Origin of the sequence: Pseudomonas sp. LH21 (genome assembly GCF_036549575.1) — a bacterium.
Classification (GTDB): domain Bacteria; phylum Pseudomonadota; class Gammaproteobacteria; order Pseudomonadales; family Pseudomonadaceae; genus Aquipseudomonas; species Aquipseudomonas peradeniyensis.
In genome coordinates, this window is sequence record NZ_CP144367.1 from 4,054,162 (window position 1) to 4,076,899 (window position 22,738).

The 22,738-nt window shown below is 65.7% G+C and carries 18 protein-coding genes and 1 pseudogene; 2 read left to right on the forward strand and 17 right to left on the reverse strand.

Going from position 1 to position 22,738, the window contains the following annotated elements:
- Window positions 1–33: 33 nt before the first annotated feature.
- On the reverse strand, window positions 34–1,851 hold the full coding sequence (locus tag VUG52_RS18390; RefSeq protein WP_050705012.1) for an ABC transporter ATP-binding protein/permease: 1,818 nt from the start codon (window positions 1,849–1,851) through the stop codon (window positions 34–36).
- A gap of 161 nt (window positions 1,852–2,012) precedes the next feature.
- Here VUG52_RS18390 and VUG52_RS18395 point away from each other — a divergent pair, with 161 nt between their 5' ends.
- Window positions 2,013–2,432 carry a GNAT family N-acetyltransferase gene (locus VUG52_RS18395; protein ID WP_050705011.1) on the forward strand — a complete coding sequence of 140 codons (420 nt, stop codon included), beginning with the start codon at window positions 2,013–2,015 and terminating at the stop codon, window positions 2,430–2,432.
- A 167-nt stretch (window positions 2,433–2,599) separates the two neighbouring features.
- On the opposite strand, the gene VUG52_RS18400 is transcribed toward VUG52_RS18395, so the two are convergent.
- From VUG52_RS18400 to VUG52_RS18455, 12 genes and pseudogenes are all read right to left on the reverse strand, one after another.
- Window positions 2,600–2,812, reverse strand: a complete 213-nt coding sequence (locus VUG52_RS18400) for a formate dehydrogenase subunit delta (RefSeq protein WP_050705010.1) — start codon at window positions 2,810–2,812, stop codon at window positions 2,600–2,602.
- Window positions 2,809–5,683: pseudogene (gene fdhF / locus VUG52_RS18405) on the reverse strand (formate dehydrogenase subunit alpha). The gene VUG52_RS18400 and the pseudogene fdhF overlap by 4 nt, the downstream one beginning before the upstream one ends.
- Window positions 5,680–7,224 carry a formate dehydrogenase beta subunit gene (locus VUG52_RS18410; protein WP_220689923.1) on the reverse strand — a complete coding sequence of 515 codons (1,545 nt, stop codon included), beginning with the start codon at window positions 7,222–7,224 and terminating at the stop codon, window positions 5,680–5,682. Before VUG52_RS18410 ends, fdhF begins: the two are co-directional and overlap by 4 nt.
- On the reverse strand, window positions 7,218–7,703 hold the full coding sequence (locus VUG52_RS18415; RefSeq protein WP_050704886.1) for a formate dehydrogenase subunit gamma: 486 nt from the start codon (window positions 7,701–7,703) through the stop codon (window positions 7,218–7,220). The genes VUG52_RS18410 and VUG52_RS18415 overlap by 7 nt, the downstream gene beginning before the upstream one ends.
- Window positions 7,704–8,135: 432 nt before the next feature.
- A complete protein-coding gene (locus VUG52_RS18420; RefSeq protein ID WP_050704885.1) occupies window positions 8,136–9,293 on the reverse strand; it encodes a glutathionylspermidine synthase family protein in 1,158 nt (385 codons plus the stop codon).
- Window positions 9,294–9,295: 2 nt separating this feature from the next.
- A complete protein-coding gene (locus VUG52_RS18425) occupies window positions 9,296–10,051 on the reverse strand; it encodes a DUF1190 domain-containing protein (protein ID WP_050704884.1) in 756 nt (251 codons plus the stop codon).
- Window positions 10,052–10,076: 25 nt separating this feature from the next.
- Complete coding sequence (locus VUG52_RS18430) at window positions 10,077–10,502, reverse strand: DUF350 domain-containing protein (RefSeq protein WP_028692698.1); 426 nt, start codon at window positions 10,500–10,502, stop codon at window positions 10,077–10,079.
- A gap of 12 nt (window positions 10,503–10,514) precedes the next feature.
- Complete coding sequence (locus VUG52_RS18435; RefSeq protein WP_050704883.1) at window positions 10,515–11,171, reverse strand: DUF2491 family protein; 657 nt, start codon at window positions 11,169–11,171, stop codon at window positions 10,515–10,517.
- A 368-nt stretch (window positions 11,172–11,539) separates the two neighbouring features.
- Complete coding sequence (locus VUG52_RS18440) at window positions 11,540–12,241, reverse strand: PspA/IM30 family protein (RefSeq protein WP_028692700.1); 702 nt, start codon at window positions 12,239–12,241, stop codon at window positions 11,540–11,542.
- Window positions 12,242–12,257: 16 nt separating this feature from the next.
- Window positions 12,258–12,872, reverse strand: coding sequence for a YjfI family protein (locus tag VUG52_RS18445; RefSeq protein WP_331831848.1), 615 nt, complete (start codon window positions 12,870–12,872; stop codon window positions 12,258–12,260).
- Window positions 12,873–12,948: 76 nt separating this feature from the next.
- Window positions 12,949–13,581 (reverse strand): hypothetical protein, encoded by a 633-nt coding sequence (locus tag VUG52_RS18450; RefSeq protein ID WP_331831849.1) that lies wholly within the window; start codon window positions 13,579–13,581, stop codon window positions 12,949–12,951.
- 11 nt (window positions 13,582–13,592) lie between these two features.
- Window positions 13,593–13,883, reverse strand: coding sequence for a hypothetical protein (locus VUG52_RS18455; RefSeq protein ID WP_331831850.1), 291 nt, complete (start codon window positions 13,881–13,883; stop codon window positions 13,593–13,595).
- Window positions 13,884–14,243: 360 nt separating this feature from the next.
- Between VUG52_RS18455 and VUG52_RS18460 the strand changes: the two genes are divergently transcribed.
- Window positions 14,244–17,243 carry an autotransporter family protein gene (locus tag VUG52_RS18460; RefSeq protein ID WP_331831851.1) on the forward strand — a complete coding sequence of 1,000 codons (3,000 nt, stop codon included), beginning with the start codon at window positions 14,244–14,246 and terminating at the stop codon, window positions 17,241–17,243.
- Window positions 17,244–17,295: 52 nt separating this feature from the next.
- Here the strand turns inward: VUG52_RS18460 and VUG52_RS18465 are convergent, their stop codons facing one another.
- The 4 genes from VUG52_RS18465 to VUG52_RS18480 form a co-directional block, all read right to left on the reverse strand.
- On the reverse strand, window positions 17,296–19,707 hold the full coding sequence (locus tag VUG52_RS18465) for a TonB-dependent siderophore receptor (RefSeq protein ID WP_331831852.1): 2,412 nt from the start codon (window positions 19,705–19,707) through the stop codon (window positions 17,296–17,298).
- Between the two features lie 308 nt (window positions 19,708–20,015).
- Entirely contained in the window at window positions 20,016–20,936 is a 921-nt protein-coding gene (locus VUG52_RS18470; RefSeq protein WP_331831853.1) for a FecR domain-containing protein, read from the reverse strand.
- A complete protein-coding gene (locus tag VUG52_RS18475; RefSeq protein ID WP_050704877.1) occupies window positions 20,933–21,448 on the reverse strand; it encodes a sigma-70 family RNA polymerase sigma factor in 516 nt (171 codons plus the stop codon). Before VUG52_RS18475 ends, VUG52_RS18470 begins: the two co-directional genes overlap by 4 nt.
- Before the next feature lie 176 nt (window positions 21,449–21,624).
- The gene (locus tag VUG52_RS18480; protein WP_050704876.1) at window positions 21,625–22,665 is read right to left on the reverse strand and encodes an alpha/beta hydrolase family protein; all 1,041 of its coding nucleotides are present in this window, start codon (window positions 22,663–22,665) and stop codon (window positions 21,625–21,627) included.
- Between the last annotated feature and the right edge of the window lie 73 nt (window positions 22,666–22,738).

Genomic DNA, 22,738 nt, shown 5'->3' on the forward strand with positions numbered 1-22,738 from the left:
GGCCCCCATGACTGAGCCGGCACAATCGCGGAATCAGGCAGGCGTACCGACCGCAGGCTGCTGCTCCAGCAACGACCATCCCCCCTGCCCATCCACCTCCAGCCGATGAGAATGGAACCCCGCCAGGGTGCTGCGGTGCCCGACACTGACCAGCAGCGTCGCCGGCAGCTCCGCGCGCAGCAGCGAATACAGCGCATGTTCCAGCCCTTCGTCCATCGCCGAGGTGGACTCGTCGAGGAACACCACCTGCGGCCGGTTGAACAGCACCCGGGAAAACGCCAGGCGCTGCTGTTCGCCCAGCGACAGGATCCGCGACCAGTCGCGCTGCTCGTCCAGCCGTTCGGCCAGATGGGCGAGGTTGACCTGGCGCAGGGCCTGCTGCATGCGCGCATCGTCCCCTGGGGCGCCCTGTGCCGGGTAGGCGATGGCGGTGCGCAGGTCGCCCAGCGGCAGGTACGGGCGCTGCGAAAGGAACAGCGCCTGCGTCCCCAACGGCCGCCTGACCTCGCCCTCGGCATAAGGCCACAGGCCCGCCAGGGCGCGCAGCAAGGTGGTCTTGCCGCTGCCCGATGGCCCTTTGATCAGCAGCGCCTGACCGCTGTGCAAATTCAGGTCGAGATCGGCGATCAACGCGTGGCCGTCGGGGCGACGCACCTGCAAGCCCTGGATCCTCAATGCGTGCTCCTGATCCACGCTGACTACGCGCGGCAACTCACTGGCCTGCTGGTTGGCGTCGAGAAAACCGGTCAGACGATCCAAAGTGGCGCGGTACTGGGCAAAGGTGTCGTAGGACTCACGGAAGAACGACAGCGAATCCTGCACCTGGCCGAACGCCTGGGCGGTCTGCATCACGTCGCCGAGCTTGATCGCGCCGCTGAAGAAGCGCGGAGCCTGGAGGATGAACGGGAACACCACCGCCACCTGGCTGACGCCCAGGTTGAAGCCGCTGAACTTGAGGTTCCGGAACACCAGCGCCCAAGCGTTGCCGATCAGCGCGAAGAAGCGCCCGAGCAAGGTGCCCCGCTCCACCTGCGCGCCCTGGTAGAAAGCGATGTTCTCGGCGTTCTCGCGCAGGCGCATCAAGGCGTAACGGAAGTTGGCGGTGAGTTTCTCGTTGAGGAAGTTGAGGCGGATCAGCGGCTGGCCAAGGCGGAAGGCAATCCAGGTGGCGATCAGCACATAGACATACACGGCGAATACCATCGCCCGGGGGACTTCGATGCCGGCCACCGCCAGCGGCGCGGAGAGGCCCCAGAGAATGCCGGTGAAGGCCACCAGCGACACCAGTGCGCTCACCGCCCCCAGCGCCAGCGACACGGAGCCGGTGACGAAGGCGTTCACATCCAGTTCGATACGCTGGTCGGGGTTGTCCACCGGCTCGGTGAGGAACTGCCCACGGTAGTAGGCATCGCCGTGCATCCAGTCGGCGGTCAGGCGCTCGGTGAGCCACACCCGCCAACGGATGTTGAACGCCTGGGTGACGTAGAAGGCGAACAGCGAGCGCAATACATGAATGGTCGCCAGCACCGCGAACACCCCGAGCAGGTACCAGAACGCGGTCTGGTCCAGTGCCTGCAAGGCGCTGTAGAAGCCGTTGTACCAGAACGAGAACAGCACGTTCAGGCGCACCGCGAACAGCGTCAGGACCAGCAGCAGGGCGAAGGCCAGCAAGGGCCGCCAACTGCGACGCAAGCTGAAATAGGGTCCGGCCAGTTGCCAGAACTGAGCCCCCCAGCGGGTGTAGCGCACCGCCAGCAAGGCGGTAATGGTGAAGCAGACAAGGGTGACCAACGAGGCGATTGCCAGCCAGCTCAGGCTCTCTTGCAGGGCCTGGTGCCAGTTCATGTCCATGGTGCGCGTCCGTAGAGGCTATTTTTGCGAGCGTAGCACCGGACATGCATTAACCCTGCAAACATGACGGACATTTCATCCTGGCCATGCGCTGCGCCAGCATCTGCGCAGGACTTGTCAGGGCGCGGATAATCGCGGCACCGTCACCGCAGAACCAGGCCATGAACATTCGTCTTGCTGGACTACAGGATCTACCCGCCCTGATCGCCATCGACAGCGTCGTCCACCAGGACCCGCTGCGTGCCGAACAGATTGCCGACTGGCTCGGGCAGTACGCCTGCCTGGTGGCCGAGGTGCGAGGTTCGGTGGCTGCCTACGCGGTGATACACCAACACTTCTTCGGTTGCGCTTTCATCGAGATGCTGATGGTTAGCCAGGACCATCGACGCAGTGGGCTGGGGGCCGCGCTACTGGCCCGCATACAGGCCGATTACGCGGGGCAGAAGCTGTTCACCTCGACCAACCGCTCCAATGATCCAATGCGCCGCTTGCTGGAGCACCGGGGCTTTGTCGAGAGTGGCGTTGTCGAGCACCTCGACGAAGGGGACCCGGAGCAGGTCTATTTCTGGCGATGCGATTGAGCCAGAATTCTAGGGCCCTATCGCGCGCCCTGTAGGAGCGGCCTTGTGCCGCGAAGGGCTGCGTAGCGGCCCCAGGATTTCACTGCCGAACAAAGATCGCTGGGGCCGCTTTGCGGCCCTTTCGCGGCACAAGGCCGCTCCTACATGGGCAGGCGTGAATTGCGCAATCAAACCACCGGCTGAAGTGCCTCGCGCACCAACGCATCCAGCCCCTCGTCTCCCTTGGCCAGCAATCGTTCACCCAACTGCCGGCGCATGGCCGGCGTCCAGAAGCTCTGCAGATGCTGCCTCATCCCCTGCACCGCCTTGGCATGATCCGGCTCGCTGTCGAAATAATGGGCGATCTGGTTGGCCATCTTCACCAGGTTGTCACTGCTCATCGACGCACCTCCGCCGCTTCCGCTTGCCGCCGCTCCTTGAGCAACCTGCGCTGCTCGTCACTGAAGCGCTGGTAGCGTTTCTGCCACTCCGACGGCTGGAACACCTTCGCCACCTCCACCGCAGTGACCTTGTATTCCGGGCAGTTGGTGGCCCAGTCGGAGTTGTCGGTGGTGATCACGTTGGCGCCGGACTCGGGGAAGTGGAAGGTGGTATACACCACACCCGGCGCCACCCGGCCGCTGACCCTGGCGCGCAGCACGCTCTGCCCGGAGCGGCTGCCGATGCCCACCCAGTCACCGTCGCTGATACCCCGACTCTCGGCATCGCTGGGGTGGATCTCCAGGCGATCCTCGTCGTGCCAGGCGACGTTGTCGGTGCGCCGGGTCTGCGCGCCGACGTTGTACTGGCTGAGGATGCGCCCGGTGGTCAGCAGCAGCGGGTAGCGGCTGTTGACCTTCTCGTCGGTGGGCACATAGCCGGTGAGCATGAAGCGCCCCTTGCCGCGCACGAACTGGTCGATGTGCATGGTCGGCGTGCCGTCGGGCGCGGCGTCGTTGCAGGGCCATTGCAGGCTGCCGTGACGGTCGAGCTCGGCATAGCTGACCCGGCGGAAGGTCGGGGTCAAGCGGGCGATTTCGTCCATGATCTCGGAGGGATGGCGGTAGTGCATGGGGTAACCCAAGGCACCGGCCAAGGCCACGGTGGCCTCCCAGTCGGCCTTGCCGGCCAGCGGCTCCATCACCTTGCGCACCCTCGAGATGCGCCGCTCGGCGTTGGTGAAGGTGCCGTCCTTCTCCAGGAACGAGCTGCCCGGCAGGAACACATGGGCGAACTTGGCGGTCTCGTTGAGGAAGATGTCCTGCACCACCACGCACTCCATCGCCAGCAGCGCGGCGGTGACGTGCTGGGTGTTGGGATCGCTCTGGGCGATGTCCTCGCCCTGGCAGTACAGCGCCTTGAAACTGCCGTCCAGCGCGGCCTCGAACATGTTGGGGATGCGCAGGCCCGGATCGGGCTGCAAGGTCACGCCCCAGGCCTGCTCGAACTCGGCACGCACGCTTTCGTTGGAGATATGCCGGTAGCCGGGCAGCTCGTGGGGGAACGAGCCCATGTCGCACGAACCCTGCACGTTGTTCTGCCCGCGCAACGGGTTGACCCCCACCCCTTCGCGGCCGATGTTGCCGGTGGCCATGGCCAGGTTGGCGATGCCCATCACCGCAGTGCTGCCCTGACTGTGCTCGGTCACGCCCAGGCCGTAGTAGATCGCCGCGTTGCCGCCGGTGGCGTAAAGCCGGGCGGCGGCGCGGATCTGCTCGGGGGGCACGCCGCACACCGGGCCGAGCACTTCAGGGGCGTTGTCGGGCTGGGCGACGAAATCGCGCCAGCGGGCGAAGTCCTCGGGCTCGCAGCGGGCATCGACGAAGCGCTGGGCCAGCAGACCTTCGGTGACGATCACATGGGCCAGGGCGTTGAGCATGGCCACGTTGGTGCCCGGTCGCAGCTGCAGGTGCAGCTCGGCGCGGGCGTGGGGCGAATCGACCAGGTCGATGCGCCGCGGGTCGATGACGATCAACCGGGCACCCTGGCGCAGGCGACGCTTGAGCTGCGAGCCGAACACCGGGTGCGCGTCGGTGGGGTTGGCGCCGATCACCAGCACCACGTCGGCCTGCATCACCGAGTCGAAGCTCTGGGTACCGGCGGACTCGCCCAGGGTCTGCTTCAGGCCATAGCCGGTCGGCGAATGGCAGACTCGCGCACAGGTGTCGACGTTGTTGTTGCCGAAGGCCGTGCGCACCAGCTTCTGCACCAGGTACGCCTCTTCGTTGGTGCAGCGGCTGGAGGTGATGCCACCAATGGAATCGCGCCCGTACTTGAGCTGGATCCGCCGGAACTCGCTGGCGGCATAGGTGACCGCCTCGTCCCAGCTGACCTCCTGCCACGGGTCTTCCAGGTGCTTGCGGATCATCGGCTTGGTGATGCGGTCCGGGTGGGTCGCGTAGCCCCAGGCGAAACGCCCCTTGACGCAGGCATGGCCATGGTTGGCGCCGCCGTTCTTGTCCGGGACCATGCGCACCAGCTGCTCGCCCTTCATCTCGGCGCGGAACGAACAACCCACGCCGCAATAGGCGCAGGTGGTGATCACTGCCCGCTCGGGCTGGCCCAGCTGAACCAGGCTCTTCTCGCTCAGGGTGGCGGTCGGGCAGGCCTGCACGCAGGCGCCGCACGATACGCATTCGGAACTGAGGAACGTCGCCGCCGGCCGCCGCTACCCGCGAATCAAAGCCACGCCCGGTGATGGTCAGGGCGAAGGTGCCCTGGATCTCCTCGCAGGCACGCACACAGCGGTTGCAGACAATGCACTTGCTCGGCTCGTAGTCGAAGTACGGGTTGGACACGTCCTTCTGTTCGCTCAGGTGATTGGCACCGTCATAGCCGTAGCGGACCTCGCGCAGGCCAACCTGTCCGGCGACGCTCTGCAGCTCACAGTTGCCGTTGGCCGAGCAGGTCAGGCAGTCCAGCGGATGGTCGGAGATGTACAGCTCCATCACATTGCGCCGCAGGTCGGCCAGGCGCGGCGTCTGGGTTCGCACCACCATGCCCTCGCTGACCGGCGTGGTGCACGAGGCCGGGTAGCCGCGCATGCCGTCGATCTCGACCATGCACATACGGCACGAGCCGAAGGCCTCGAGGCTGTCGGTGGCGCACAGCTTGGGAATGCTGGTACCGAGCATGGCGGCGGCGCGCATCACCGAGGTGCCGCCGGGCACGCTGATCGATCGGCCATCGATGACCAGGCTGACCTGCACCTCGCTGACCCGTTCCGGGGTGCCCAGGTCGATGTCGTTGCGGGGATCGAAGTAGTTGATCATTGCGCGGCCTCCAGGCCGAAATCGGCGGGGAAGTGCTTGAGGGCGCTGACCACGGGGTACGGGGTCATCCCGCCCATGGCGCACAGCGAGCCGTACTGCATCGTGTCGCACAGGTCGCGCAGCAGGCCGGCCTGGCTGGCGCGGTAGGCCGGGTCGGTACTGGCGATCAATCGATCGACCACCTCCACGCCACGGGTCGAGCCGATCCGGCACGGAGTGCACTTGCCGCAGGACTCCTCGGCGCAGAACTGCAGGGCGAAGCGGGCCATGCCCGCCATGTTCAGGGTGTCGTCGGCCAGCACCACACCACCGTGGCCGAGCATCGCGCCCAGGGCGGCGAAGGCCTCGTAGTCCAGCGGGGTGTCGAACTGCGCGGGCGGCACCCAGGCGCCCAGCGGGCCGCCGACCTGCGCCGCCTTGATCGGCCGGCCACTGGCGGTGCCGCCGCCGTAGCCTTCCACCAGCTCGCGCAGGGTCAGGCCGAAGGCGCGCTCCACCAAGCCGCCATGGCGGACATTGCCGGCCAGCTGGAACGGCAAGGTGCCCGTCGAGCGGCCCATGCCGAAATCGCGGTAGAACGCCGCGCCCCTGGCCAGGATGATCGGCACCGAGGCCAAGGTGAGCACGTTGTGCACCAGCGTCGGCTGGCCGAACAGGCCTTCGAGCGCCGGCAGCGGCGGCTTGGCCCGGACGATGCCGCGCTTGCCCTCGAGGGATTCGAGCAACGCGGTTTCCTCCCCGCAGATGTACGCCCCCGCCCCCACCCGCACCTGCAGGTCGAAGGCCACGCCGTTGCCGGCGACATCCAGGTAACCGGCCTCGCGGGCCAGCAGGATGGCCTCGTTCAGGGCACGCACGGCATCCGGGTATTCCGAGCGCACATAGATGTAGCCCTTGTTCGCCCCCACGGCGAGGCCGGCGATGATCATGCCCTCGATCAGCAGGAACGGATCGCCCTCCATCAGCATGCGGTCGGCAAAGGTGCCGGAGTCGCCTTCGTCGGCGTTGCACACCACGTACTTCTGCCCGGCCGGCGCCTGGCGCACGGTGCGCCACTTGATGCCCGCCGGAAACGCCGCGCCGCCCCTGCCCCGCAGCCCGGAGTCGAGCACCGCAGCGACCACCTCGTCGCCGTCCAGCAACGTGGCCTGGCGCAGGCCTTCGAAACCGCCGTTGGCGTGATAGTCGTCCAGCGACAGCGGCCGGGTGATGCCGGCGCGGGCGAACAACAGGCGTTGCTGCGTCTTCAGGTAGGGAATCGCTTCCACCGGCCCCAGCGCCAGGGCATGGCTGCCGGGGTCGCCCGCCAGGGCGTCGAGCAGCCCGGGCACATCCTCGGGGGTGACCGGCCCGAAGCCCAGGCGGCCCTGGGCGGTGTCCAGCTCCACCAGCGGCTCCAGCCAGTACAGGCCACGGGAACTGGTGCGTTTGATATGCAGCGGCAGGCGCCGCTGCGCGGCTTCGCGGGTCAATGCCTCGGCCACCTGGTCGGCGCCGACGGCGCAGGCCAGCGAATCGCAGGGGATGCACAGGCTCAGCATGCTTTCACCTCCTCGCGGCAAGCGTCCACCAGCGCTCGCAGGCGTTCGGGGGTGACGCGGGCGTAGAGCCGGCCATCGAGCTCCAGGGCCGGCGAGCAGGCGCAGGCGCCCAGGCAATACACCGGGCGCAGGTCGAGCGCGCCATCCTCGGTGCGGCCGTGATCCTCCAGCCCGAGCTGCTCGCGCAACTGCGCGGCCAGCGCCTCGGCGCCACGGCTCTGGCAAGACTCGGCGCGGCACAGGCGCAGGGTATGGCGGGCCGCTGGCGTGGTGCGAAAGTCGTGGTAGAAGCTGATCACCCCGCGCACCTCGGCCTGGCTGAGGTTGAGGGCATGGGCGATCTCGGCGACGGCGCTGTCGGGAATGTAGCCGGCGCCGGCCTGGATGGCGTGGAGGATCGGCAACAGGGCGCCGGGGGTATCCTGCTCACGGGCCAGGACGCGTTGGATCAACGGCAGGTGGTTCAAGTCATCAGGCATACAGCAGACCTCGGCATCCCGGGGCGGCCCGTTGGCGGGCGGCGGTCCGGCGGTGTTCAGCTGCGGTGCGCGGGCCAGGTCACGGTGGCGGCAGGCCGGGCACCCTCCTTGTCCGTGGCCGGGCGTCTTGCTGCGCTCGGTCCACGGGCATCCTCAGAGCATGGCAGTTATTGCGCGAGGGGGTTGTGCGCGGGCGACCCGGCGCGTCCTGAAACCGACCACCGGAGGGGGCAAACTGGGCCACGAGCTGGCCGCCCCTTTGGAACAACACGTAACCCATTGATTTAGCTTGACCCTGTGGGAGCGGGTTTACCCGCGAAGAATCCAGCGCGGTGTATGGCACCGGCTCCGCCGGTGTTCGCGGGTAAACCCGCTCCCACAGGGTGCGTGCTGGCTGCGCAATCATCGTTCCCTGCGCGACAGCGCAGGCGATCAGTCCACCACTACATGAGGCAGGAAGCGCGAGCTGTCCTTGGTGATCAGCGTGTCGTCTTCCCGAATGCCGATCCCCGAGGCCAGGTCACCGATCACCCAGGAGCCGATCAGGGTGTAGCTGTCGCCGAACTTCGGCAACGGCGCAAAGCCCTGGAGGATGTAAGGCGCATCGTCGTAGGGCCCGTCCTCGAACACCCGCTGGTCGTCGACGGTGCGGATATCCACGTTGGCCCCCTCGCGGGAGAAGTACGGTTTGCGCACCCAGCCCTTGGGTACCGGGCGTTGCGGGTCTTCGTCGAGGAGCGCCGGCAGCAGGTTCGGGTGCCCTTCGTGCCATTCCCACAGCAGCGGCAGGATGCCCTTGTTGGAGATCAGCGCCTTCCACGCCGGTTCCACGAACTGGGTATCGCAACCGGCGATGGCCTGGCCGAAGTCTTCGTGGAAGATATGCTCCCAGGCGTGCAGCTTGAACAGGCGTGGAATCGGCCGGCCTTCGAGGTCGACGAAACGCCCTTCGCCATTCAGGCCGATGTCCTCCACATCGATATGCCGGGTGCTGATACCTACGTGCCCGGCCATCTTGCGCAGAAAATCCGTGGTGCCACGGTCCTCGACCGAGCCGGCGATGGCCGAGAAGTAGAACGGGCTTTCGCGCTCGAAGGTGCCGAAGGCTTGCACCAAGTCCTCGGCCAGGGTGTTGAACTGGCTGGCATGGGCCGGCAGCACGCCGCGCTCGATCTGCTGCTCCAGCCAGATCAGCTGGAACGCCGCCGCCTCGTACAGCGAGGTCGGCGTGTCGTAGTTGGCCTCGATCAGCTTGGCCGGGCCGTGGCCGTCGTAACTGAAGTCGAAGCGCCCGTAGAGGTGTGGATGCCCCTCTTTCCACGAACGGCGCACCAGGTCGAAGAACGCCGGCGGGATCGCCAGGCGGGTCATCAATGCCTCGCTGTCGACGATGCGCTCGACCGCATCCAGGCACATGGCGTGCAGTTCCTGCGTGGGCGCCTCCAGGTCACGGCTGACCTGGGCCTCGCTGAACTGGTAGTAGCCGCGCTCGTCCCAGTAGCGCTCACCGTCGATGGTGTGGAAGGAAAAACCTTCGCGTTCGGCGGTGGCGCGCCAGTCCGGGCGTTCGTCGATGCTGATCTTGCGCATGCTCAACCGCCGAAGCTGAAGCCGCCGCTGCTCTTGCCGCCCCAGCCGCTGCGCGCAGTGGCCTGGCTGCCGAAGCCGCCGCGGGAGATCGACGAGGACACACTGGAGCGGGTCGAGGTTTTGGACCTGTAGCTGCTACCACCGCCGGAGTTGCCGGAGTAGTAGCTGCTGTAGCTGCCGCCACTCTGCTGGGCCTGGTCGGAGCGCTCGAAGCGCTTGCCCTGGTCGATCTGCTGGCCGAGTGTGGTGGTGCGGTAGTCGCCGCGGCTGTCGCGGTACTGGTACACCGGCTGCGAATAATACTGGCGGCTCCCGCCACTCATCATCTGGCCCAGCAACAGGCCGGTGAGCAGGCCGTTGAAGTTGCTGCCACCGCTGACGGCCTGGCCGCTGTTCTCGACCTGGGCGCGGGCCGCGTCAACCTGCGACTGGCTTACTTCACCCGACACCGCCAACTCGAAGCCACCCAGGCGCGGCATGTAGCGGCCGTCGCTGGTGACCTGGCAGTAATCGGGCACGAAATCGGCCTCGCAGGCTGCCTTGTCGCCATAGGTCGGGGCGACTCGACGGTGATCGGCCAGCGCCTCCATGTAGGCGTCGGAACACACATCCACCGGCATCTTGTCATCGACGCAGGCCTGGACGGTGGTGTAGTTGCTGCGCTTGCTGACCGTGTAGGTCTCCTCGGGCGCGCTGCACGCGGTAAGCGCCAGCGGCAGGGAGCTGGCCAGCACCAGCTTGACGGAACTTCGTCTCATGTAGGGCTCCTTGCGCGCAAACGGCTCAGACCGACGGGGTCATGCAGGCCGAGTTGAGGAAGCCCACGCTGATCGCCACGGCGGCGGCGTAGATCGCGGCGGCCATCTCGCCCTTGGCGATCCGGCTGGCCAGGCCCTTGAGCACCAGGCTGGTGATGCCGAAGGCGAGCAACTGCACCACCGCGGCGATCACCACCCAGACCACGAAATCGAGCAGGCTGACGCTGTAGGCGATGATGTTGCTGGCCGGCAGCGAGAAGCCGATCAGCGCGCCGCCCAGGGCGATGGCCGCGGCGCTGTTGTTGTCGCGGATCAGGGCGAACTCGCGGTGCGGGGTGAGGTGCGTGTAGATGAACTGGAACACCCAGAACAGCACCAGCGCCACGCTGATGTAGAGGATGAAGCCGATCACTGCCTGGGCATTGAGCGACATGCGAAGAGCGTCGAGCATGGTGAATCCTTGTCAGATGACGTTGAAGTCCGTTGATTGCAGGGTGACACCCACCGAAGTGGTCAGGCTGACATTGCCTTCTTCGTCCTCCTCCACCGACAGCAGGAGGAACTCGCGGCGATCGGTCAGGCCGGTCTCGCGGGCATACAGCATGGACAGGTGCTGGATGCGGTAGCTGGTCTCGGGGCTGGTGACCCGCTCGCTGATCGGCGTCAGCTCGGTCTGCCCTTCTTCGCTGCCCCACTGGCGGACGAACTCGTAGCCTTCGTGCTCGTAGTACGGCAGGCCGATGGTCGACTCAGGGCCCACCAGGCGCTTGAGTTCGGCGTCACTGTTGATCGGCAGCACACTGTAGTAGCCGAACAGGATGATATCGCGCACGTCCTCGGCGGAAGTGCCGCTCATCACCACCTGCAGCCAGTAGTCTTCGTCTTCCATGTAGAAGCGCGCCAGGCGCACCGACTGGCCGAGGTCGACCTCGCCGACGGCCCAGACCACTTCCTGCTCGGGGACTTCCAGCTCGGAGTGGCCGTCGAGCAGCAGCTTGAGCGAGGGGTCGAGCTTGAGCATGCGCCCGCTGCCCAGGCCGAACGGCAGGTTGCCTTGGGCCTGGCTGCCGGCGGCAGGTTTGGGGGCTTCGAAGCCCATGAAGCGTTTCAACCAACCCACGGGGCATTTCCTTGAGAGGGTGACGGAACCGGAGCCAATCCAGGTGCTGAAGCGAACAGGCAGGGCCTGCGGGGAGAAGGCGACATTGAAGATCCCTTGGGTCGCGGCAGTCCTTTGGCGGGGGCGACACGATACTGCTTTTCGTGCGCGCCGCCAACGGGTCTGGGGCAAGGTTTTGCGCCAGCCGGACCGGCCTCATCGCGGGGCAAGCCCGCTCCCACAAAGCCGCTGCAGATTTTACCGTTGGGAGCCTGCTCCCACAAAGCCGGTGCAGATTTTACCCTTGGGAGCCTGCTCCCACAAAGCCGCTGCAGATTTTACCCGTGGGAGCGGGCTTGCCCCGCGATGGGGCCGGCCCACTCAGCGGATCACTCCGCCGGCTTCGCCGCCTTGGCCTTCAAGCGCGCCAGCACATCATCGGCGCCGCTGTTGCTGGCGCCGATCCCGGCCGCCTTCAGGCGTGCCTCCAGGTCGCTGCCATCGGCCTTGCCGGCCAGCTCCGCCGCCGCTTCCAGCTCGGCCGCGCGCTCGCTTTGGCGCTTCTTGATGCGGTCCAGCGAGCCGACCGCCGTCTCCAGGCTGCCATTGGCGCCGCCGGTGGCCGACGCCGCGCTCACCTGGGCGCGCTGCACGCTCTCGCGGGCCTTGACCAGGTCCACCTGCTGCTTGAGGCCCTTGATCTGCGCCTCGGTCTTGCTCACGGTGGCGGTCAGGGTCGCCACCGACGCGCCGAACTGGTCGGCCAGCGCCTGCTCGGAATCGCGCTGGTTGGTCAGGTCGGCGATGCGCGCCGCGCACTCGTGGGCCAGCCCTTCCTCGCCCTTGTCCAGGGCGGCGATGGCCTTCTGTTCCCAGTCGCCGATGGTCTTGTCGAACTCGGTGATGCGCTGCTGCGCGGTCTTGTGCTTGGCCATGATCTTGACCAGCTGGTTGCGTGCATCGATCAGGTTGTTGTCCGCGTCGCGGATCTCCTGGTCGAGGATGCGCAGGGCCTGGGAGTCGACGATCGCCTCACCGACTTCCGAAGCGCCGCCACGCAGGGCGGTGACGATCTTTTTCAACAGGCTCATGGGGCAATCTCCGGAATCAGTGGGTGAAGTAGTCTTCGAAGTCTTCGGCGGCGGTGATGACATTGTCGGCCAGGGTGTGGATCTCCTGGACGATGTTGTCCAGTGACGAGGCCGCGCTCAGGGCGCCGAACATGGTGTACACCGACTCGCCCGAGGGCAGCCTGTGCAGGCCGATGGACGACAGCGGGAACACGTCGCGGGTGCGCAGCACCGCATCGTTGAAAGCCGCGGCGTCTTTCACCTGGCTGGCCTGCACCAGCAACGTGTCGACCAGGATTTGCTCGCCGGCCACGGCGATGTAAAGCGGCAGCCCGTCCAGCTCGTGCATTGTCAGCTTCAGGCTGGGTTCGGCGCCCTGTTGCAGGGACAGGCCGATCGCGCCGCCGCGTACATCCTCGAGCCCCTGGAGGGCGCCGTGCAGCGATTCGATCGTCCAATGGTTGTGCTCGGTCATGAAATCCTCCGTTCTGACCTGTTTGCCCGCGAGGGGCTGACGTAAAGCCTTCTCGATACCGCGCAAGGCGGCGGCATGCTCTGGCAGGATCCACAACTCACGCTTGACCAGGCCCGCGGCCTTGAGGCGGGCGCGCATGTCGCGCATGTAGTCTGTGGAGCTTTTCTTGCCTGCCATCGAGGGGTGTCCTTGTCTCACATGTGAGGTACATTACGCCTGGATTGTGACGTTCGCAAGTCTCACATGTGAGCCCCTACCCCGCTACCCGCACCAACCGCTGCAACACCTCGATCACCTGCGGATCGCGCACTTCGAGCACGTCCATCTGGATCCGCGCGATTACCGCCTTGAGCAGCTCGGTCTGGCTCATCCGGGTCTGCTGCAGCAGCGCCAGAAAATCCTCGGCCATGTGCGCGTTGACCTTCATCGACAAGCGCCGGGTAGCCCCCGATGCCTGCAACCCACGCTGACGCCGCTGCGCCTCCAGGGCCGTCACGAAGGCCTCGTGGCCAGGCTGCAAACCCATGCCCTGGCGGGCTTGCACCAGCCACTGGAAGTAATGGGCCAGGAACAGCTTGCGCAGGTGCCCGCCCGCCTCGCTGCACACAGCCTGCATCGCCGCATCCAGCACATCGAGATAGACCGCCGGCAGCCGCGCCTCGATGGACTTGAGCTGCTGCTTGCGCGTCTCGCGAATTGCCGGGGTGGACTGCGGCGGGATGGCCACCACCGTGTCGCAGCCATCGCAAACGCCCACCAGGATGTCCCGCGCAATGCCCTGGCCATCGCTGAAGGGCACGTCACGCCGGGTGTAATGCATGGCGACCAGCGCCTGACAGTGCTCGCACAGGGCCTGGCCGGTATCGCCTTCGAACAGGATCTTCATGGTCGGAATACTCACTGGTGAACGCTGATGAACCACGTCTGGGGTTCGATGAAATAGAACTTGATGTACCAGCCGCGGCGCTTGAGCACATGGACCTCGATGGCCGGCACGGCATGATGCGCACTGCTGCTGTAGTGACTACCGTCGCAGGAATGGATGATGTCGATGACTTCACCTGCGCCGACCTCCCCAATGGCCAGCAGGTTCTTGACCTCGATATCGCCCCTTGAAGCGTGCAGATAGTTGCCGGACTCGAGTGCGGCGACTACTGCACTCCTGATGGCCCTGAAACCCTTTGGCATGATCCTTCCTCGCCAATACGAAAATCATCGTACAAAACCCTGAATGAATCCACCTCTAGGTCAATTCACCCGACCAGCGGCGCATCAGCCACGTCGAAATGCGGATGACACGTGCGGATGAACTATGGCTTGACGGAATTAGCTGCGTCAGACGTCTGTGTAACAGGTGCTTTCGAGGATTAGCTGGATGTTTCAACAAGGCTGGGCGGTCAGCAATATCACCTTCGCCGCGGGTCCGATCGCCCCCGCCTCACTCACCACAGAATTATTTCGATTTTTTATAAAAGAGCGGCTTGCAATAGCAAATCGCTAGCAGGAACATCGGATCCGAATCCGGCAAACATGGACCGTTTACTTCAAATGCACCGTTCCCGCAAAAACCGTCTTGCCCTGCAGATTGCCCTTGTCGTCTCCAGTGGCACTTCACTGCACGCCCAGGGGGCGGAGTATTTCATCGACACCGCCACCTATTTCACCCAGGAGCTAGGCAGTACCGACAGGCTGAATGTCGGCAGCGCCGGCAGCGTCATCGTCACCACCGGACCGGCGGTGACATTGAACAACCGCAACTACGTCCCTTCGGTTTGGGTCGACAACGCGGGCACGATCACCTCCACCGTCGCCCGGGCTATCGACACCCTCGACCTGCCTGACACCGGGGGGCACTACCATATCAACAACCACGCCGGCGGACTGATCCAGGGTAACGGCGATGCCATCCGCATCAACAACACCACCTCCTACGGCTCCCTGGATATCGTCAACAGCGGCACTATCAGCTCCGCCTTCGGCCAGGGCATCAACCTTGATGCAATGGTCGGCAGCAGCTACTACACCACCTACGTCACCAACGCACGCGGCGGCGTGATTCGTGCCTATGCCGCCGACGGCATGACCACGGGCTCGAATGCCAGGATCGACAACTTCGGCGAGATCTCCAGCGATGGCTTCGACGGCGTCAACCTGCGCGCCGCAACCGGTACCTATGTCACCAACCATGGACAGATCGATGGCGGTCGGCATGGCGTCAACGCTGATGCAAATGGAACGCTCAGCACCTTCGGCACGGTCATTGGCCGCAACGACGCCGGGTTCAATTCGTCTGGCGACAGCAACGTCTTCAACTATGGTGGCCTGATCGTCGGTGGCGCCAATGGCGCGCAGGCCTACGGTGACGGTGATGGGGTGCGTATCGCCGGCATCGGCGAGGTCTCCAACAGCGGCACGATTCGTGGCGAAGGTGCCGCTGGCCTTGATCGCAACGGCCTCGCGAACACCAGCGAGGGCGTCGTTCTGGGTGGCGGCCGGCTGGTCAACGGCCCGGACGCCCTGATCGTCGGCGCTGACAACGGCGTGACAATCGGCAGCGCGCGCAACCGCGATGGCGCGGCGCTGGGCGGCACCTGGGTGAGCAACGTCGGCACCATCCAGGGACTGAACGGCCATGGCGTCAAGTTCGTCGGCGCGTTCGACGACAGGCTTGTCAACAATGGCCTGATAAGGGGCAACAATGGCCTGGCGCTGGACCTGGGCGGCGGCAACGACCTCCTCCAGGTCTCCACGCGGGGCCGCTTCGAAGGCCTCGTCGATGGGGGCAGCGGCCATGACACCGTGGAGCTGGGGCGCAAATACGAATGGTCAGGCAGCGGCAGCTTCGGCAACAGTCGCAATTTCGAGTCCCTGCAGGTCCTGGGCGGAACCTGGACCGTCACCAGCCCGGGCGACTTCAGCGACACCAGCCGGGTGTTCGACTACGCGCACCTGGTCAACCAGGGCGCCCTCAACGGCAGCGTGGATGTCGATCAATGGGGCACCTATGCCGGCGGCGGCTCGGTCGGCCATCTCAATGTCAACGGCACGCTGTACAGCAAGCCCGAAGGCGCCACCCGGGTCATCGGCAACCTGACCCTGGGCAACCAGGCAATCGTCGATATCGGCGTCAACCCCGACGGCAGCAGCGGCACACTGCGGGTGGGCGGCACCGCCTATCTCAATGACGCCAGCCTGCGGATCTCCCCCAACTTCAGTGATGTGCCATGGCCATGGCACAGCCAATACACCGTGCTCGAAGCCGGCCAGGTCGTCGGCCGTTTCGCTCAGGTTCAGGATACTTACTATGCGTTCCTGACCCCGGAGCTAAGCTACACCGACACCCGCGTGAACATGACCTTGACGCGCAACGACGTGCAGATGACCGAGTACGCCACCACGCCCAACAGCCAGCGGCTGGCCGAGAGCATCCGACCGAACTACTACTGGTGGGAGAGCGACCCCAACAGCCCCGTCTACGACGCCCTGCTCTACGCCAGCCCCGCCACGGCCAGTTCGGCCCTGGAGCAACTGGCCGGCAGCGGCAACGCCAACCTCGGTGCCGCGATTCTCGGCAGCAGCGCCCAGGTCGGCACGAGCATGCTCGCGGCCATGTACCAGATGGGCAGTGGCGCCGGCCTGGCCCTGGCGCTCGACCCGGTGCAGGCCCCGAGCGTCGCCGCCACCGGCGTGCCCAGCGAGCTGCGCAACCTCAACGACCCGCACGCCCGTGGCCGGGTGTGGCTGCAGGGCATCGGCGGCTACGGCAAACTGGATGGCGCCCACGGCAGCGCCGGCCTGGAGCAACGCACCCAGGGCACCCTGCTCGGCGTCGACTGGGCGCTGGACGACACCTGGCGCCTGGGCGTGCTGGGCGGCTATTCGAAAACCCGCCTGGACAGCGGTGCCGACGAGGGCACCCTGGACAGCTGGCACGCCGGCCTCTATGCCTTGCGCCAAAGCGGTCCGCTGGCCCTGCGCCTGGGCGCCGCCTACAGCCGGCACGACGGCGACAGCAAGCGGCGCATCGAATTCGAGCGCTTCAGCGAGCGCCCCAAGGGCGACTACGACGCCGACAGCCAGCAGGCCTTCGTCGAGCTGGGTTACAACCTCGGCAGCGGCCGCCTGAATGTCGAGCCCTTCGCCAACCTCGGCTACCAGCGCTATCACCGCGACAGCTATCGGGAGAAAGGCGGCATCGCCGCGCTGGACGTCGACGGGCAGAGCCAGGACAACTTCAGCAGCACCTTCGGCGTACGCCTGGCACACTTGAGCCAACTGGACAACGGCATCAGCCTGACGCCACGGGCCAGCCTCGGCTGGCGGCATGTGTATGGCGGCGTGGACAGTGAGGTGCGCCAGGCCTTCGTTTCCGGCGGCAGCGCCTTCAGCGTCGAAGGCACCGCGCTGGATCGTGACAGCCTGATGCTCGAGGCCGGGGTGGGGATTGGCCTGTCGGCACGGCACAGCCTGAACCTGGGGTACAGCGGCGAACTGGGCAGCGATAGCCGCAACCAGGCGCTGACGGCGCAGTGGCAGATGATGTTCTGACGGTAGCGGTCGATGGCCCCACACAGGGGCCATCAGCCACGCCTCATCTGTATCAGAACGCGTAGACCAACGTCGCCGTGGCGCTACGCGGGGTGCCATACCAACCACGCGCGCCGATCGCCGAGTAGTACTTCTCGTCCAGCACGTTGTTGAGGTTCAACGAGACGCTGGTCTGCGGCGTGATCGCGTACTGCGCCATCAGGTCGACCACGCTGTAGGCGTCCTGGGTGAACGTCTCGCCATGGGGCCCCGCTTTCTTCTTGTACTCCATGCCCTGCCAGCGCACGCCGCCGCCGACTTTCAGCTGCGGCAGGGACTGCAGTTGGTAGCTGGTGAAGAGCTTGAAGGTATCGCGGGGTACTTCGGTGAGCAGGCGCTTGCCTTCGGCGTCCTCGGCCTGGGCATAGGTGTAGCTGGCAGAAACTTGCCAGTCGGGCAGGATCTGCCCGGCCGCCTCCATCTCGAAACCACGGGTCTTGGTGCCGGACTCGGCGCGGTAGGCCTGGTTGCCGTCCGGTGCCAGCTTGTCGCCGTCGGCAACAGCCAGGTTGTCCTGCTGCACTTCGAAGACACTGAAGGCGGTGGTCAGGCGCTTGTCCCAGAACTCGCTCTTGATGCCCAGCTCGTAGTTCACGCCCTCCAGCGGTTCGATATAGCCACCATTGGCATCCTGCCGGCTCTGCGGTTTGAAGATGGCGGTATAGCTGGCGTAGGCCGACCAGTTCTCGGCGAAGTCGTAGACCAGCCCCACATAGGGCGTGACCACCCCGGTCTCGCTGCGCGAGGTGCGCGTGGTGGCGCCGGTGGCCAGGGTGGTATGGCTTTCGTCGCGTTTCCAGTCGATCAGCCGCGCACCAGTAATCAGCGCCAGTTCATCGGTCAGGCTCCAGCGTACCGAGGCCACCAGGCCGTCCTGGGTTTCATCCAGCGCATCCTCCGTGGACTTGGTGTGGATGGCCGCCGGGATCGCCAGCGAACCGTCCCAGGTGTGGATGTTGTCGATGGTCTGGAACGACCACAGCGGGTAACCGTCGTTACGGTAGTAGGCGCGATAGTGACTGGCTCCCAGGTACCCCTGGTGCTCACGGGAAAACAGCTCGAACGGACCCGACGCCGACAGGTCGAACGACGTCTGCCGCGGGTCCCCTGCCCAACGCCCCGTCCAGGTGCTGATGCCGCTGCCGTCGGGCTTGACGGTGCCGCTGGCGGCGGTGGCAAAGGCGTCATCATAGCTGCGCCGACTGTGCTCGGCGTTCAGCTTCAGTTGCCAGCCGTTGTCCAGCTGGTGCTCCAGGGTGGTGAACAGGGTTTTCGCGCTGCGCTTGTGGTAGCTCCAGTCGGACGCCGAGTTGAACGAACGCGATGGGTTGAAGTGGCTGCCATCGGCGTTGTACATCGGAAAACCGTGGTTGCCCGCGCCGTCGTTGTCCATCTCCTGGTATTCCGCGCCCACGGTCAGCAGGGTGCTGTCGGTGACGTCCCATTCCACCACGCCGTAGGCCACCTGCCGTTCCAGCGACTGGCGGTCGACATTGCTCTTGCTGTCGGTGGTCGAGGCCACGAAACGCCCACGCACATGGCCGCTTTCCGACAACTTGCCGGACACGTCCAGCTCGGTGCGGTAGTTGTCCCAGGAGCCGGCCTTGAGGGTCAGTTTGCGTTGGGTCTCGACGGTCGGTTTCTTGCGAATCAGGTTGACCGTGGCGCCGGGATCGCCGGTGCCCGACATCAGGCCGGTGGCCCCGCGCACCACTTCCACCCGGTCATACGACACCATGTCGGCCAGGTCGTCACGGAACCCGTAGCTATCCGGGCGGTTGACGCCATCGACCTGGATGCTGCCGACCTGGAAACCCCGCACGTAGATATGGTTGGCGTCGCTACCGGCCGGCCCCATGCTGTCGACGACCACACCCGGCGTCTGCTCGAGCACCTGGGTCACGTCCGTGAGGTTCTGGTCTTCGATCTGCTGGCGGGTCACCACGCTGACGGACTGCGGCGTCTCCCGCGCCGACAGGCGCAGGCCGGTCGCGGTGCTGGCAGAACCCGTGGTGTAGCTGCCGGTGCCTTCGGTGGTGCTGCCCAGGCCCAGGGCATCGACACTGGTCGCACCCAGCTCGACGGCGCCGTCGTTCTGCACCTTGCTCAGCACATAGCGCTTTTCGCCCACCTGCTGCACCCGCAACCCGGAGCCCTGCAGCAGCGTCGCAAACCCTTGCTCCAGCTCGAAGCTGCCCTGCAGCCCCGATGAATGCAGCCCGCTGGTTTCGTCGTTGCTGAAGCTGATGGTCACGCCGCTGGCGGCAGCGAACTGGCTGATTGCAGCGGCCAGGCTGCCGGCCGGGATATCGTAGCGCTGCGGGGCGGCCCAGGCGGTCGAGGTCGCCAATGCGCCAGCGCACAGGCTCAATGCGAGGGTCGCCTGACGGATACTGCAGGCTAGCGAGGTACGGCGTGCGGACATGAAAAGGGGTTCCTGTACTGGTTGGCATGGACACGCTTGAAGCGCGCGCCCTGAAGAGCCGAAGCAGCACGAAAAATCTGCTACCCCAAATGCGAAAAATTCTCGAATGTTGAGAAAGGATGAGCAATCACCCAGACTTTCAGCCTGTGTTGTCGTACAGGATTCGAGGCGTGGAAGTATTTGAGGCGTAGAAGGATTTGAGGCGTGGGGGCGGGCTTGCCCCGCGATGCGATGGCAGCCTTGACGCCCTCATCGCGGGGCAAGCCCGCTCCCACGCAATGTGCATTCGGGAGGGAGGCCGGACCACCCTACCCCACCCCAAGTGGCTCCAGCCGCACCCAATAGCGCGTCATGCGCCTTGCCCGAACCGGCAACGCGTCTTCCAGACTGGCCAACGCGACATCGGTATCATCAAGATTGAATGCCCCCGACAGCCGCAACCCGGCAACCTCCTGCGCACACCCCAGATACCCAGACCGATAGCGCCCCAGCTCACGAACCACATCGCCCAGGCGCCAATCGACGCTGACCAGCATGCCCTGCGCCCAGGCCTGGGCACCGGGCGCCAAGGGACGCAACGGCCCGATGCTATCGGCAGCGAAGCTCAGCCCATACCCGGCATCGATACGCACCACTTGCGACGTTTGCCCTGGCCGCACTTCCACGGCATGGGCAGCCACCGCCACATGGCTCGTACCCGCGTCCTGACGCACGCTGAAGCGGGTACCCAGGGCAAGGACCGCACCTTCAGCGGTGCGCACACTAAGCGGACGCGGGTCCTTGGCGGTCTCCACCAGGATCTCGCCCTGGCGCAGGTGGATCAGCCGCTGGCCAGCGTCGAAGCGGATATCGACGCGGCTGTTGGTATTGAGGTCCAGGCGCGTGCCATCGGCCAAGGTCACTCGGCGTCGCTCGCCGGTCCGGGTCGAGTAATCGGTGCTCCACGGCGAAATCCGATAGCCCTGCCAGCCCACCACACCAGCACCGAGCAACAGCACCAGGGCCTTCACGGCATGGCGCCGATCCCGTCGGGCGATTTCCAGGGTCTGCGCGGCGCCGCCGGGGGCATTGCCCAGGCGGCCTTGCAGCTCCTCCAGCCGCGCCCAGGCGGCGGCATGGCGAGGGTCGGCGGCGCGCCAGGCTTGCCAGGAGGCGCGGGTGGCGGCGTCGACGTTGCTGTCGTGCAAGCGCACGTACCAGTCCACGGCCTCGGCAAGAATGGCCTTCATGCACCCTCGACCAGCAGGCAATGCATCAGCCCGCGCGCCAGGTGCTTGCGCACGGTGCTCACCGAAACGCCGAGGCGTTCGGCAGCCTTTTCGTAGCTCAATCCGTCCAGTTGCACGGCAAGGAAGATCGCCCGGGTGCGCGGGCCGAGCCCGTCGAGCATCCGGTCGATGGCCATCAGGGTATCGAGGATGGCGGCGTGGGTTTCGGCGGAAGGTGCGTAGTTCTCCGGCTGCAGCGCCAGCGCTTCGAGGTAGGCGGTTTCCAGGCTGCGGCGGCGATAGAGGTCGATGACCAGGCCCCGGGCGATGGTGGCCAGGTAGTGACGGGGCTGGTTGAGGGTGCCGGCGGTGCGCGCCAGCAGCACGCGGATGAAGGTGTCCTGGGCCAGGTCGGCGGCATCGGCGGAGCTGTTCAGGCGTTGGCGCAGCCAGCCGTGGAGCCAGGTGCTGTGCTCGCGGTAGAGCGTTTCCAGGCCGCAGTGGACAGTGCCGGCGGGAACAACGGTGGACATTACGCCCTCCCCCAAAAGATTACCAGGTGCGAATAAGAATTTGTCGCAAGTGTACTCAGTGAGGGCGGGATTGGGAATGGTGGCAGGTACGCTCACATTGCTGGAAAACCTTTCATGAACGGATCGATTGCCTGCATCAGCTGCGCAACCATTGATCCGCCCATGATGGATCGTCTTCAGTCATGAAATGACTGCGCCAGAAACTCGGTGATCTGCAAGGCAAGCTGCTGCTGGATCAGCGCCCGTGGCCGAGCGTTATCGCCATCCCGGCAAATGACGCCATCACCGGGCGCGTCCTCTTCGAGCAACGCCAATGCGCCGGGTTTGCACATGGACAAGAAGCTGAAGTGGCTGGCGTCCTCGATCTCGACATAACGACTCGTCGCCTGAGGCAAACGCTTGGCCAGGTCGGCGGACTCCAGCTGCGCCGGAAGGTCTTCGGAGGGCGCGCCCGCCGCGATCACCAACGTCGGTACCGGCAATGCCGCCAGACTGGCATTGGTCATGCCCCGTGACAGGCCCAGATCCAGGGTCACGATGGCCGTGACACGCTTGTCACGCAGATCGTCGTCCAATCGGGCTTTCGATGCCGGGCTGCGGTCGGGGTTGATCTGTTTGTATACGTTGCAACTGGCCAGCTGCGGATGGGCAATGCAGTCCTGGGCAAAGCGCTCGGCGTCGAACCGGGCACCGGCGATTTCCAGGGCCGTCCAGCCGCCCAGCGAATGGCCTGCCACCGCGATCTTGCCCACCGCCACCGCTCCGAACTTTGCCGGCTGAGCCATCACCGCATCAATGGCCCGTTGCAGGTCGATGGGACGCTGCCACAACTGTGCCGCGGCTTCAGGGTCGCGATCGCGGGTGGTGGTGCCGGGATGGTTGACCGCCGCCACGATGTAACCCTGCCGAACCAGCGCGCTGGCCAGCCATGACTGGTTTCCCCAGTTGCCGCGGTAGCCATGGGACAACACCACCAAGGGGTGTGCGCCTTTGGCCGGAGGCGCATCGGGCACGGCGGGATCGCCGACGAACACCGGTGTATCACCGATCAGTTGCGGCGTGGCGGTGGTTGTAGCCGGGTACCAGACCGCCAGCTCCAGCGGGCGGTTATTTTGCTGGTCTGCCAGGGTCGAGGTCCGGAAACCGATGGGTGTTTCGCCGGCAAACGCCGGTAGGCTGAAACAGATGGAGAGCAAGAAGCCGAGCAGTGTTTTCATTGTTTTTATCTTCCTTGATGGGATCAGCGCCAGCAGGGCGCGATCGGGTGCGTGGGGAACGTATCGCCCCCTC